We start from the raw sequence: 13124 nt of genomic DNA, 5'->3' as shown, positions 1-13124 counted from the left end.
TGGTTATTCTTGAGTCAGATATTGAGCAACATATTCAGGTGAAAACGGAATTTTTTTATATTCAATTCCTGATTGCTTCAATAATTTAATGGCATAGTCATGATTATGATAATCTTGTGCATAGTAAATCGTTTTGATACCTGCTTGTATTATTGATTTCGTACAGTTTAAACAAGGGAAATGAGTAACGTAAATCGTTGCTCCTTCTGTTGATACACCCTGTTTTGCACATTGTAGTAGTGCGTTCATTTCTGCATGTATAGTACGTATACAATGTCCATCTTCAATTAAGCACCCCTCATCAATACAGTGCACTTCTCCAGCTACTGAGCCGTTATATCCACCCGCTATTATTCTATTATCCTTTACGATTGTAGCACCAACTGATAATCTTTTACACGTTGATCTTAATGCCAGTAAATGACTCTGAGCCATGAAGTATTCTTCCCATTTAATTCGTTCCATTAACTATGCCTCCTTAAATTAAGTAGTTGTAATATTTATAGCTTAATCATTTAGACTTAATATTGCAATGAATGATAATTTAAATAGTAAAATGTTCTTTCAGTTTTTCAAATGTTTTCTTTCCGAATCCTTTTATTTTCATTAAGTCATCGATACTATTAAATCCATGATTTTGTTCTCTGTAATTTAAAATTTCTTTAGCTTTACTTGGACCTATTCCTGGTATGTTTTTCAATTGTTCTTCAGTAGCAGAGTTTAAATTTAAAGGTTGATTCGTGTTGATTTTTACGTCACTCGAATTCAATGTTGATTGCTGTGAGTTGATTTTCATACTATTCTCACCCTTTTTAGGAACATAGATAAGTTTTTGATCAACTAATTTTTCAGAAAGATTTAATTGTGATAAGTCTGCATCCTTTAATACCTCTGCTTTATTTAAAGCATCAATGACTCTATTCGAAGAAGCCATTTCATATACATTCGGATGTTTAACAGCACCTTTAATATCGATAAATATTTTAGTTTCTTTTGTATTATCTTTTTGAATAGACACTTCTTTTTTATTTAACTTTTTGCTATTTTTTATTTGCTGGTCAGATATTTTAGATTGTCTTTCCTGACTATTCTGTATCAAATCATTATTGTTATCATTGAGTAAGTAAAAAAAGAATGTTGTTAACATTATTAATATAATTAAGATGTACAACTTCCATTTCATAAAAAAATCGATATATCGTCTGTTAATATTAAACACAAAAAATCACTCCTTCAGTATTATTAACGTACTGAGAAGTGATTTTACTTTTAAAAATTTATTTTTTAGCAACAAAAAACAAGCGATGGGCATCTTCTTCATGACTGTGAATGTTAAAGTCTGTAAAAGTCTTAACACTATGATACCCAACATCTTTTAGTAAATTTCGATAAATTTGTTCCTCATATGTTCTTTGATAATGTGATTCGTCAAAGCGTTGATACAATCCATTTTGCTGTGATACAAAGAAAGTCATTTCATGATAAACACTTAATGGTTCATCCCCACATATTGCATCCCAACCTACAAAAACATTATCAGATTCATCAATATAACTTTTATTATTAAATAATGTTTTCATTTTATGAACAGTATGTACATCAAAAATAAAAACACCATTTTTATTTAAATGTTGATACACTCTTTCGAATGTCATTTTTACGTCATTTAATGTTTCTAAATAATTCAGTGAATCACAAAATATTGTAATCATATTAAATTTTTTGTTCAAATTAAAGTGAGTCATATTACCTTCGATCCACTTCACTTGATTTGTTTTTTGTCTAGCTATTGATAACATATCTACACTAATATCCATACCAGTGACTTCACCTAGTGACGTTAGTAATTGTGTTAAGTTGCCAGTACCGCAACCAATATCTAACAAATCTTGACTATCAGAAGGTAAGAAATGCTCAACAATATTAAACCACGAATGATACGGTTGATCTTGAGTAAGTTGGTCATATACTAAACTCATATCTTCATATTGATTCATGACTAAAATACTGCCTGACCGTATTCTTTAATAGGTGCATCTTGATATAATTTCTCTAAATTGTAATAGCTTCTTTCATCCTTATGAAAAACATGAACAACTACATTTGCTAAATCAATAAGTATCCATCGAGCTTCTTGATAGCCTTCCATACGTTTAACGTCAATATCATGTTTATGTGCCACTTCTTTAACAGATCTAGCAATGGATTGAACTTGACGTTCATTGTTCCCGTGACAGACTACAAAATAATCTGTCATATCACTAATTTCATTCATATTGAGAGAAATAATATCTTCTGCTTTCTTATTCTCTGCCGCTTCGACAGCAATATTTAATAATTCTTCTGAATTCATTTAATCATCCTTTATTCTTTCATCGCTATAATTATAATAATTTAAACACGCAATTGTGGCGCCATATACAGTAATATCCTTTTCTATTAAAAATAATACAGTACGCTTAGAAATCTCATAAATTGTCTTATCTAAGCTACCTTGATTGTATGCCATATCTCTAATTTCTTCAACTCCAGGCGTTTTTCTACCAGGCTCTATATAGTCTGCAATAAAAACAAGTTTCTCTGTTTTAGTCATTTGTTGACGCCCAGTCGTATGATATTTTATAGCAAGTAAAACTTCTTCATCATTTACATCAAATTCATGCTTCATAAGTGCCGCACATACTGGTCCATGAAGAATCTCTCCACCATAGCTAAGCAAATCACTTTCAAGTTCGTATTGTCTAACAATTTGATACATTGTACTTAAGTCTTCGTATTTACAGTAATCATGTAATATACCTGCCAACTCAGCTTTTTTGATATCACCATCGTATATTTCTGCTAACTTAACTGCTGTATCCGCCACTCGTAATGAATGTTGATAACGTTTATCAGGCAGTTTTTCTTTTACCAGTTCTTTAGCTCTACTTATCTCCATAAAACCCCTCCTCTTTAATATAATTCTCTACCCTTTTAGGTACTAAAACTTTTATAGATTGGTTCCTTCTCACTCTATTTCTAATCATTGTTGAGCTTATATCTATTCGAGGTATCTTTATAGAAATCATCTCTTTACTTACATTTTGGTTATCAGTTTCTCTATTCACTACAATAAAGGTTACAAGTTTTTTTAATTCATTAATTTTATACCACTTATCCAATTGATTATACTGATCTGTTCCAATAATAAAGTATAACTGTGCATTATGATATATTTCTTTGAGATGCAAAATGGTTTCATACGTATAGCTTGGACCTTTTCTATCTAAATCAGTAGTGCAAATTTCACCAAATCCAATCTCCTTAATAGCGAGCTGTATCATTTTCACTCGATGTTCAGAATATAATTGTGTATTATGATGCTTTAAAGGAGCCATATAACTAGGCAAAAAGAAAAATATATCTGGTTTAATAGCATGATAAACCTCACTTGCTACTGCTAAGTGAGCAGTGTGAATCGGGTTAAATTGACCGCCAAAGAGAACGATTTTTTTATTCATTGTGGCAATTTGATTTCTTTATTTTCTTCAGACTCTTTATATAACACAATCATTGACCCGATTATTTGTACCAATTCACTTTGCGTTTGTTGAGATACTATTGCTGCTAAATCTTTTTTATCATCAAAATTATTTTGTAATATATGAATCTTAATTAATTCTCTCTTTTCTAATGTTTCAGAAATTTGTTGAATCATATTTTCATTAATACCACCTTTACCTATTTGGAAAGTTGGATCAATGTTATGAGCTAAACTACGTAAATATCTTTTTTGCTTACCAGTTAACATCATAATTCTCCTTTCAATTTATGAATTACTATGTTTTTCATTGCTTTTATATCTGGTTCTAGATTAGTCCAAATTTTAAAACTTTCAGCACCTTGATGAACGAACATATCAAGACCATTATAGATTGGATTACCTCTTTGTTCAGCTTCTTTTAGTATTGGTGTTTTATATGGATTATAAACAATATCACTTACTAAAGTATGTGAAGCTAAACGATTTAAAGAAATTACAGAATCTGTATTGCCGTTCATACCAGCAGGTGTAGTGTTTATTATAATATCAAATTCATCTAAATGGCTTTCTGCATGGCTTAAATTTATTTTGTTAATATTTAACGACCAATTATTAAAACGAGACATCGTTCTATTTGCAACTGTTAAAGTCGGACGAACGATTTTATATAATTCATTTGCTATACCTTTACTTGCTCCACCTGCACCTAAAATTAATATATAAGCGTCTTCTATACCTTCATATATTTGTTTTAAACCATTAACATAACCAATTCCATCAGTATTATAACCAATCCACTTACCATCTTTAACTAAAACTGTATTTACCGCCCCAACAGATTTCGCTTGTTCATTAATATCATCTAGGTACGGAATAATACGTTCTTTATGTGGAATAGTAACATTGAATCCATCAATGCTCTTTTCTGAAATTATTTTTTTAATGTCTTGAAATTGATTAACTGGTACATTTATCGCTTCATACGTGTTTTCCAAATTTAAAGATTGAAAATTAGCATGATGCATCAATGGCGATAATGAATGAGAAATGGGGTTTCCAATTACTGCAAATTTCACTTTTATCACCTCTTTTTAAAGAATTGAATTTCTTAAAATAACATCTACATGTTTTGGAACACGAACTATCACTTTTGCACCAGCATCAATAGTTATGAATCCTAAACCAGATATCATGATGTCACGTTTAGTTTTACCAGTTTCCAGTCTTACTGCTTTTACATCATTAAGATTAAATTGTTGTGCATCTTGAGGCGGTGAAAGCAATGCGCCTAATTGGGATTTCCATAAATCATTAGCTTTCTCGGTTTTAGTTCTATGAATATTTAAATCATTTGAAAAGAAACAAACAAGTGGTCTTTTACCACCAGATACATAATCAATGCGTGCCAATCCTCCGAAAAATAATGTCTGTTTTTCATTAAGTTGATACACACGTTGCTTTATTTCATTTTTAGGTATAATGATTTTCAACTCATTTTCAGATACATAATTTGTCATTTGATGTGATTGAATGATACCTGGTGTATCAAACATAAATGATTTTTCGTCTAATGGAATATCTATCATATCTAAAGTTGTTCCTGGAAAGCGTGATGTAGTTACTACATCTTTTTCTCCCACACTCTGTTCAATTAATTTATTAATTAATGTAGATTTTCCAACATTCGTTGTACCTACAATGTATACGTCATCTTTATTTCTTACATGGTTTATAGATTGCAATAATTCATCAATCCCCCAACCTTTATTTGCAGAAATAAGAACGACATCTTCTGCTTCTAATCCATATTTACGAGCAGATTTTCTCAACCATTCTTTTACACGTCGATGATTAATTTGTTTAGGTAATAAATCTATTTTATTTGCCACTAATATAATTTTTTTATTACCAACAATCCGTTGTATTGCATTGATGAATGACCCTTCAAAATCAAACACATCTACTACATTGACAATAATTCCTTTTTTTTCAGATAGTCCAGTAAGTAGATTTAAAAAATCTTCACTTTCCATACCCACATCTTGAACTTCATTATAATTTTTCAATCTAAAACATCTTCTACAGATGACATCTTCTCGAAACATATTATGTTCTGGAACATAGCCGGGTGCGTCTTTATTTTCTGACTGTAGGGGTGCACCACATCCAATACATTTTAGTATTTCATTCAATCAATTTTCCTCCCATTTAATATAACCTTTTTTTCTAAAATGATTTAATAATCGTCTTTCAATTAATCGATTAAACTTTGTAATTAATCCATCAGTCCGTTTAACAGGTACTACCATAATTGTATATAAACCATTACAATTGCCACCAAACACATCAGTAAGCATTTGATCTCCTACAACAACGGTTTCTCTCGGTTGAATTTTCATTTTTTTAATAGCCATCTTAAAGGCTTTCCCCATCGGTTTACGTGCTTTGAATATATAATCTACACCTAAATTACTTGAGAAACTTGATACTCGACTTTTATTATTATTTGACACAATTGTGACAGTTATTCCTAAATCTTTAGCCTTAGCAAACCATGATTTAACACCCTTAGTAGGTTCTTTAACATCCCAACCAACAAGTGTATTATCTAAATCAGTTATGATACCTTTAACACCACTATCGGCAAGTTTTTCTATATCAATTTCAAATATTGATTTCACATATGCATTTGGCATAAATAATTTTTTTATGATTCCCACTATCTTTTCACCTTTACCTTTATAATGATTCTACTAATAATGAAACTGTCTCACTAGATGATAAAGCTGCTTTATCTAAAAATTCTTCAAAAGAAATATCGGCTTTACCGTTTGCTAAATCAGAAACAGCTCTAGTTACGATAAATGGTACTTTAAATTGATAACATGTTTGCGCAATTGCAGTTGCCTCCATTTCGACAGCCATAGCTTCTGGAAATTGTTGCTTAATTTTTTGTCGCTGTTCTGAGCTACCTATAAAACTATCACCACTAACAATCATACCTACTTTACCATTCAGTTGTTGTTGTTCTAATACATGCATTGTTTTTTTCAACAAAGTAGGATCAGTAGTATAAGTTTTAGGCATTTGAGGTATTTGTCCATATTCATAACCAAACGCTGTAGCATTAGCATCATGATATAATACATGATTACTCACTAATATATCTCCAATAGATAGTGTTTGATCTAGTGCACCTGCTGATCCAGTATTAATGACGACTTCTGGATTAAATTTTTCTATTAACAAAGTCGTTGAGATAGAAGCATTAACTTTACCTATACCACTTTGTGTTAAAACCACCTCTTTGTGGTTTAGCTTGCCAACATAAAATTTAACATGCGCAATATTTATTTCATTCATATCATTCAATTTACGCTTTAAAATCGTCACTTCTTCTTCCATTGCTCCAATAATTCCTATCATATATCTTTTTACACCTCATTTATAAAGCATTAGCATAAGTATTTTATCACATTTTAAATATCTCCACGATAGCTAGTTTTAAAGTATCAATGCTTAAATCACTATGATTAAATAATATCTCTTCTTATTTATAATTAAAAACTACCCTGCAATTGATTTAAAAACAGTTGCGGGTAGTCATAGAACTTTATTATACAATTAACCTTTCCAAAGACTTGCTAAATCTTGTAATGAAAAGATACCAGTCATTATTGTGACAATTACGGCTATAATACCAAAAACAAGCATCCATGTTGGGTGTTGGTAATTACCAACGATAGATTTTTTCCTACTTGCAATGAGAATTGCACCTAATGTGATTGGTAGAATCCAACCATTAATCGCACCAGCTATTATAAGTAAACTCACCGGTTTACCAATAAATAAGAAAACAAAAGTTGAAATTACAATAAATGTAATAACGATAAGATTATTTTTATTGAGTAACGATTTGTGTAGTGTTTTTAAAAATGTTGCGCTTGTATATGCAGAACCAATTACTGAGGACATTGCTGCTGCAAATATTACTACGCCAAAAATATTTTTACCTATAGGACCTAATGCATGTTGGAAAACTGATGCTGGTGGGTTTTCTGAACTAAGCGTAACGCCAGTTACAACAACACCTAGTACAGCTAAAAACAATAAGGTGCGCATGACACCAGTTGTTAAAATACCTGCTACAGCAGATCGATTTACGAAAGGAAGGTATGACTTACCTTTTATACCAGAATCTAGAATTCTATGTGCACCTGCAAAAGTAATATAACCCCCTACTGTACCACCAACTAATGTAATTATAGGTAATATAAGTTTGAAAGGATGTTCAGGTGCAAATGTATGTACTAATGCATCTCCATAAGGGGGATTTGAAACAACCATGACATAAGCGACTACTAAAATCATTACGATACCTAGAATCATACTAATAACATCCATTATTTTCTGACCACTTCTACTAACAAAGATAAGTATCGCAAAAATAGCTGTTATTGCAGCACCCCATTTTACATCAAAACCAAACATTGCATTTAAACCTAAACCTGCACCAGCAATATTACCTATGTTAAATGCGAGACCACCAAATGCAATTAGTATGGAGATAATAGTACCAAGTCCAGGTAATACTTTATTAGATATTTCTTGTCCACGTAATCCAGTTACCACTAATATTCTCCAAATATTTATTTGAGCGCCTATATCTATAATAATAGAAATTAATATTGCAAATGCAAAACTAGCATAAAATTGTGCAGTAAACACTGCAGTTTGAGTCAGGAATGCTGGACCAATAGCTGATGTAGCCATTAAAAAAACTGAACCATATAATAATCGTCTATGTTTTTTTGTGAATTTAAAATTTTGTCCTTTTTGATTGAAATCTTGTTTTGTATTTTCCCCCATCTTTTGACCCCCTATAAGGATTGAATATCAATGCCTTCTTTCATTAATTCATTTCTAATTTGCGTAACAAATTCTAATGCGTGTTTTCCATCTCCGTGAACACAAATTGTATCAGCTTTCAAATCGATGATTTTTCCATTTTTACTTACAACTTTATTTTCCAAAACCATTTTTAATGCTTGTTGGATTGCTTCGTCAGTATTAGTGATAGTGGCATCGGTTTTTTTTCTACTTACCAATTGTCCGTCATCTTCATAACGACGGTCAGCAAATACTTCCGAAGCTACCTTAAGCCCCACTAATTCAGCTTCCGAAATAAGTAATGTATTCGCTAAGCCGACGAAAATTAGATTTGAGTCGAAATCAAAAACTGCTTGAGCAATTGCATGTGCAATTTCTTTATTTCTAGCCCCCATTTGATAAAGGGCACCATGAGGTTTAACATGCATCATTTTTACATGATTGATTTTACAAAAGCCACTTAACGCACCTAATTGATATATAACTAAGTTATAAATTTCATTTGGAGTAAGATCCATTTTACGACGACCAAAGCCTTTCAAATCAGGAAGACCCGGATGTGCTCCAATACTTATATTATTTTTTTTCGCTAATTGAACAGTTTCATTCATAACATCTTCATCACCTGCATGATAACCACAAGCAATATTAGCAGAAGTTATTAATGGTAAAATGTGCTGATCTCCACCGAATGTATAGTTACCAAAAGCTTCTCCTAAATCACAATTTAAATCAATTTTCAACTTCATTTCACCTCTTTAATGATTTGATGTTTTTCAAGAAATTTTATATCTACTTTACTGGCATCGCCTTTTGCATATATTGGATAATTTAAAACCGCATATAAAAAGTCAGCTGTAGTAGTAAAACCTTCGATGACCATTTCATCTAACGCAACTTTTAATTTATTAATAGCAGTTTGTCTATTAGAATCCTTTACAATCACTTTAGCTACAAGTGAATCATAATAAGGAGAAACCTGATAACCTGTGTAAAGTAAAGAATCTACACGTATATTAAATCCTTGTGGTAAGTGTAATTTATTAACTTTTCCTGGAGTGGGTAAAAAGTTTTTTTCAGGATTTTCAGCATTTATACGCGCCTCAATTACATGACCATTAAATAAAATATCTTTCTGAGTGAATGGTAATTCACCGTGTGTTAATAAATATAACTGAGCTTGTAATAGGTCTCTATCAGCACGCATTTCTGTAACTGTATGTTCAACTTGAATACGAGCATTCATTTCAATAAAATAATGTGCATCTTCTGTAACTAAAAATTCTATTGTTCCAGCACTACGATATCTTGAAGCTTGAGCTACTTTAACTGCGTCGCCACATATTCTTGTTCTTCTTTCTTCAGTTAATGCAGCACAAGGCGCTTCTTCTATTAATTTTTGATTCTTTCGTTGAACAGAACAATCGCGTTCACCTAAGTGAACATAGTTATTTTTACCGTCTCCGATAATCTGCACTTCTACATGTTTTGCTACTGGTATGAACGCCTCTACATACACTCGATCATCATTAAAATATTTTTGTCCTTCACTTTTAGCTTCTTTCAAAGCCTGATCCAAATGAGATGCTTCTTTAACAATTCTGATGCCTTTCCCACCACCACCACTAGCTGCTTTTAGTACAACTGGAAATCCTATTTCTTTGGATAATAATTTAATTTCATCTACACTTTGAACAGCATCATTAGAACCTGGTATAACAGGTACTCCTGCTTGTTTAACAGTTTGTCTGGCAGTAATTTTATCCCCCATCATTTCCATAGTTGTCTTACTAGGTCCAATAAAATGTATATGATTGTCTTCAACGGCTTTCGCAAAATTCGTAGATTCCGATAAGAAACCATAGCCAGGGTGAATTACGTTTGATTCTGTAACTTTTGCAGCAGATATAATACGATCAATATTTAAATAACTGTCTAATGGATTTGCTTCACCTATGCATATTGCTTGATCGGCTAAACTTACATGTAAGCTATTTTCATCACCTTTTGCATAAATGGCAACTGTCTCTATGTTAAGCTCTCTACAAGCTCTTATAATTCTTACTGCTATTTCGCCTCTATTTGCAATCAAACATCGATACATCATTGAATTCCTCCTATTTAACTCTGACTAGTAGCTGATCATATTCAACATTGTCTCCATGTTCTACTAATATTTCAGTGACCTCACCAGTAACATCCGTAGTTACTTCATTCATAACTTTCATAGCTTCAATGTAACCGATAATATCTCCTTCAGTTACAGTATCGCCAACTTTAATCTTAGGTTCTGTTAGTTCTTTACTATCTTGTAAGAAAAATGTTCCAACCATAGGAGATTTAATCTCTTGCTGGTCATTTGATATGGACTCTTGCTTTTCATCTAAGGATTTAATATTCTCTTGTTGAATATCTTGAGATGATTGTTGCGAATGTTGTTGAGATGCTCCATTAGTAAAATCAAGTTCTATTTCATTATGAGAGTCCTTATACTTAAATTTTTTTACATCATTAGCTTTTACCAATTTAATGACTTCCTCAATTTTTTTAATATCCATTTATCTATCCTCCTTAATTATTTCTGCGATTTTATTAGAAGTATGTCTAAGTTGATTTAGGTTAAACAATGGTTGCTCATCAAAACGCTTTAATAATTGTTCAAATTTAGTATTAAATTCTTTAAGCTTTTTTGAAGCTTCTTCAACAGTTATCCATTTAAACTGTATAATGTCTCCAGGCTTCATCTGTGCTAATTTTCTTAAATCTAATTGTGTTACCGTTGCAATTTTTGTATAACCACCAATTGTTTGTTTATCATTTAAAAGAATAATGGGATTACCATCGTTAGGTACTTGAATACTTCCCAAAGCGACAGGTTCAGAAATGATATCAGCACTATTTTTAGGTGCTACTGTATTACCTTTTAATCTGTATCCCATTCGATCTGATTGATCAGAAATTTTGAAATCGCTATTTACGAATTTAGCTATCGTTTCTTCATCAAATTCATTGATCTGAGGTCCTTCAATGACGTGTATGTAATTATTATCAGGTATAGATGAGAAATCAATTGTTTTTCCTAAATTAGTTTTATAGTTATGATTTACTTGAGTTGCAATAACATCGTATTTCTTTAATGCACGACCTTTAAATCCGCCCATTCCACTTCTAACATGTGTAGAATAGCTTTGAGCCACTTTATTAATTTTAAGTGGGTGTCCAAAAACAATATATCCTCTTGCTCCTTCAGTGATTTGACCAATGTCTAATTGGTCTCCATTTCTTACATGATAAACAGTTAATAAGTCAATTTTGTTACCATTAAGTTTCGGTTCTGAATCACCACCGACAATGGCAAAAGTATTGTCTGTTAAAAATTCTATATTAGGACCTACTAAAGTATATTCAATTGCTGGTCCATGATTTCCGATAAGTTTTTGGGCAATAGATAAACTATAGTAATCTAATGCACCTGCTTCAGAAAATCCTAAATCCTGATACCCTAATCTACCTATATCTTGAATTGTTGAAAACAGGCCAGGCTTTAAAATTTTAATACTCATCTTGATATGTCACCCACTTATCTATATCAAATTTTCCTTTATTAATATCGTTTGATATTTTTTCAAACTCTTGATAATTTATACTATAAAATTGTATGTAATCACCAGCTTCATATAACGTCATTGGTGTCCTATTTAAATCAAAGACTTTTATTGGTGTGCGACCAATTATCTGCCAACCACCAGGTGAGTCCATAGGATATAAACCTGTTTGATTATTTGCTATTCCAACAGAACCAGCGTTAATTTTGATTCTAGGTTCAGACCGTCTAGGTGTGTGCAACTTAGCATCCAATCCACCTAAGTATGGGAAACCCGGCATAAACCCAAGCATATAGATTAGATAAGGTTGTTGTGTATGTATTTGAATAACTTCTTCCTGACTTAATTTATTAACGTTAGCTACTTCTGATAAATCTGGACCAAAATCTCCACCATATAATACAGGTATATGAATGATACGCTGTTTAAAATGTGATTGTTTTCTACTGTTCGAATTTTCATCGAGTTCTAAATTTTCTAATAATTCAGTTCCGTTTATCCCCGAATTATCAAAGTAAATTAGAATAGCACGATATGAAGGTATCATGTTTGTTATTTCAGATAAATTTTTCGATTTTATATATTGAATTGTTTGTTGTACCTTTTTGAAAGTTGATTCACTAATTTCATTTTCAAAGTAAATCATCATTGTTTGTTCATTAATAAATTGTGTCCTCAAAACAAAATCCCTCCTTTTAAAAATACTAAGGAATTATTTGTTACAACAATTTTATTGTACCATTGCAATAAAGATGTTGTTTAATAATTAATTCAAATAGCTAATAATAACAAATAATAAATTGAATTAAAGTTATTGGGTTATCTTAATTATTGCAAACTTCCAAACATTAAATTTCTATTATCATTTAATCATATTGATAACAGTTTGTCATATTTTGGTGGATAAAACCTCATCAAACATTTATTTAAACCATTCTCAAATTACACAAAATACCTGAGACATCGAAAATAGTCTCAACTTTTAAAGTGCATTGAAGTGTAATCATAACTATCAAACTACAAGTATAATGCACTTTTTATGAGTCAGGGACATAAAGTTCCAGGATAAGTAAATCAAAACCACCCGTATGAACGGGTGGTTTGTT

At 31.3% G+C, this 13124-nt stretch carries 17 protein-coding genes; all 17 read right to left on the bottom strand.

Annotation, left to right across the window (positions count from 1 at the left end; translation table 11 throughout):
• Nucleotides 1-3: 3 nt before the first annotated feature.
• Nucleotides 4-465, bottom strand: coding sequence for a ComE operon protein 2 (locus tag HMPREF2576_RS03535; RefSeq protein ID WP_002440103.1), 462 nt, complete (start codon nucleotides 463-465; stop codon nucleotides 4-6).
• 79 nt (nucleotides 466-544) lie between these two features.
• Complete coding sequence (locus HMPREF2576_RS03530) at nucleotides 545-1219, bottom strand: helix-hairpin-helix domain-containing protein (protein ID WP_002440106.1); 675 nt, start codon at nucleotides 1217-1219, stop codon at nucleotides 545-547.
• Between the two features lie 58 nt (nucleotides 1220-1277).
• Nucleotides 1278-1997, bottom strand: a complete 720-nt coding sequence (locus HMPREF2576_RS03525) for a class I SAM-dependent DNA methyltransferase (RefSeq protein ID WP_002468837.1) — start codon at nucleotides 1995-1997, stop codon at nucleotides 1278-1280.
• A gap of 2 nt (nucleotides 1998-1999) precedes the next feature.
• Nucleotides 2000-2353 (bottom strand): ribosome silencing factor, encoded by a 354-nt coding sequence (rsfS, locus tag HMPREF2576_RS03520; RefSeq protein ID WP_001831075.1) that lies wholly within the window; start codon nucleotides 2351-2353, stop codon nucleotides 2000-2002.
• Entirely contained in the window at nucleotides 2354-2938 is a 585-nt protein-coding gene (gene yqeK / locus HMPREF2576_RS03515; RefSeq protein WP_001831144.1) for a bis(5'-nucleosyl)-tetraphosphatase (symmetrical) YqeK, read from the bottom strand.
• On the bottom strand, nucleotides 2925-3500 hold the full coding sequence (locus HMPREF2576_RS03510; protein WP_002468827.1) for a nicotinate-nucleotide adenylyltransferase: 576 nt from the start codon (nucleotides 3498-3500) through the stop codon (nucleotides 2925-2927). The genes yqeK and HMPREF2576_RS03510 overlap by 14 nt, the downstream gene beginning before the upstream one ends.
• Nucleotides 3497-3790, bottom strand: a complete 294-nt coding sequence (yhbY, locus tag HMPREF2576_RS03505; RefSeq protein WP_001830956.1) for a ribosome assembly RNA-binding protein YhbY — start codon at nucleotides 3788-3790, stop codon at nucleotides 3497-3499. The genes HMPREF2576_RS03510 and yhbY overlap by 4 nt, the downstream gene beginning before the upstream one ends.
• Nucleotides 3790-4599, bottom strand: a complete 810-nt coding sequence (aroE, locus tag HMPREF2576_RS03500; protein WP_002468805.1) for a shikimate dehydrogenase — start codon at nucleotides 4597-4599, stop codon at nucleotides 3790-3792. The genes yhbY and aroE overlap by 1 nt, the downstream gene beginning before the upstream one ends.
• Nucleotides 4600-4614: 15 nt before the next feature.
• Nucleotides 4615-5715: a ribosome biogenesis GTPase YqeH gene (yqeH, locus tag HMPREF2576_RS03495; RefSeq protein WP_001832784.1), complete on the bottom strand. Its 1101-nt coding sequence runs from the start codon at nucleotides 5713-5715 to the stop codon at nucleotides 4615-4617.
• The gene (locus HMPREF2576_RS03490; protein ID WP_153647389.1) at nucleotides 5716-6219 is read right to left on the bottom strand and encodes a YqeG family HAD IIIA-type phosphatase; all 504 of its coding nucleotides are present in this window, start codon (nucleotides 6217-6219) and stop codon (nucleotides 5716-5718) included.
• Nucleotides 6220-6262: 43 nt separating this feature from the next.
• Entirely contained in the window at nucleotides 6263-6949 is a 687-nt protein-coding gene (locus HMPREF2576_RS03485; protein WP_001831322.1) for a 5'-methylthioadenosine/adenosylhomocysteine nucleosidase, read from the bottom strand.
• 198 nt (nucleotides 6950-7147) lie between these two features.
• Nucleotides 7148-8392, bottom strand: a complete 1245-nt coding sequence (locus HMPREF2576_RS03480; protein WP_002493232.1) for an NRAMP family divalent metal transporter — start codon at nucleotides 8390-8392, stop codon at nucleotides 7148-7150.
• An 11-nt stretch (nucleotides 8393-8403) separates the two neighbouring features.
• On the bottom strand, nucleotides 8404-9156 hold the full coding sequence (gene pxpA / locus HMPREF2576_RS03475; RefSeq protein WP_001830928.1) for a 5-oxoprolinase subunit PxpA: 753 nt from the start codon (nucleotides 9154-9156) through the stop codon (nucleotides 8404-8406).
• A gap of 2 nt (nucleotides 9157-9158) precedes the next feature.
• Nucleotides 9159-10517, bottom strand: coding sequence for an acetyl-CoA carboxylase biotin carboxylase subunit (locus HMPREF2576_RS03470; RefSeq protein WP_002493556.1), 1359 nt, complete (start codon nucleotides 10515-10517; stop codon nucleotides 9159-9161).
• A 13-nt stretch (nucleotides 10518-10530) separates the two neighbouring features.
• Entirely contained in the window at nucleotides 10531-10971 is a 441-nt protein-coding gene (locus HMPREF2576_RS03465) for an acetyl-CoA carboxylase biotin carboxyl carrier protein (protein ID WP_001832766.1), read from the bottom strand.
• Nucleotides 10972-11976 carry a 5-oxoprolinase subunit C family protein gene (locus HMPREF2576_RS03460; RefSeq protein ID WP_001832780.1) on the bottom strand — a complete coding sequence of 335 codons (1005 nt, stop codon included), beginning with the start codon at nucleotides 11974-11976 and terminating at the stop codon, nucleotides 10972-10974.
• Nucleotides 11966-12697: a 5-oxoprolinase subunit PxpB gene (pxpB, locus tag HMPREF2576_RS03455; RefSeq protein WP_001831296.1), complete on the bottom strand. Its 732-nt coding sequence runs from the start codon at nucleotides 12695-12697 to the stop codon at nucleotides 11966-11968. The genes HMPREF2576_RS03460 and pxpB overlap by 11 nt, the downstream gene beginning before the upstream one ends.
• Nucleotides 12698-13124 lie beyond the last annotated feature (427 nt).

Origin of the sequence: Staphylococcus sp. HMSC063F05, from assembly GCF_001837075.1 — a bacterium.
Classification (GTDB): Bacteria; Bacillota; Bacilli; order Staphylococcales; family Staphylococcaceae; genus Staphylococcus; species Staphylococcus epidermidis.
The sequence above is the reverse complement of the archived record's forward strand: the minus strand, read 5'-3'. Positions and strand labels throughout refer to the sequence as shown.

Bases quoted from the DNA above. Each gene is read 5' to 3' on its own strand.
- HMPREF2576_RS03490 (WP_153647389.1), bottom strand. From the start codon at position 6,219: ATGCCAAATGCATATGTGAAATCAATATTTGAAATTGATATAGAAAAA.
- HMPREF2576_RS03460 (WP_001832780.1), bottom strand. From the start codon at position 11,976: ATGAGTATTAAAATTTTAAAGCCTGGCCTGTTTTCAACAATTCAAGAT.
- yqeK (WP_001831144.1), bottom strand. From the start codon at position 2,938: ATGGAGATAAGTAGAGCTAAAGAACTGGTAAAAGAAAAACTGCCTGAT.
- HMPREF2576_RS03510 (WP_002468827.1), bottom strand. From the start codon at position 3,500: ATGAATAAAAAAATCGTTCTCTTTGGCGGTCAATTTAACCCGATTCAC.
- HMPREF2576_RS03525 (WP_002468837.1), bottom strand. From the start codon at position 1,997: ATGAATCAATATGAAGATATGAGTTTAGTATATGACCAACTTACTCAA.
- HMPREF2576_RS03485 (WP_001831322.1), bottom strand. From the start codon at position 6,949: ATGATAGGAATTATTGGAGCAATGGAAGAAGAAGTGACGATTTTAAAG.
- HMPREF2576_RS03465 (WP_001832766.1), bottom strand. From the start codon at position 10,971: ATGGATATTAAAAAAATTGAGGAAGTCATTAAATTGGTAAAAGCTAAT.
- yhbY (WP_001830956.1), bottom strand. From the start codon at position 3,790: ATGTTAACTGGTAAGCAAAAAAGATATTTACGTAGTTTAGCTCATAAC.
- HMPREF2576_RS03480 (WP_002493232.1), bottom strand. From the start codon at position 8,392: ATGGGGGAAAATACAAAACAAGATTTCAATCAAAAAGGACAAAATTTT.
- HMPREF2576_RS03470 (WP_002493556.1), bottom strand. From the start codon at position 10,517: ATGTATCGATGTTTGATTGCAAATAGAGGCGAAATAGCAGTAAGAATT.
- HMPREF2576_RS03535 (WP_002440103.1), bottom strand. From the start codon at position 465: ATGGAACGAATTAAATGGGAAGAATACTTCATGGCTCAGAGTCATTTA.
- rsfS (WP_001831075.1), bottom strand. From the start codon at position 2,353: ATGAATTCAGAAGAATTATTAAATATTGCTGTCGAAGCGGCAGAGAAT.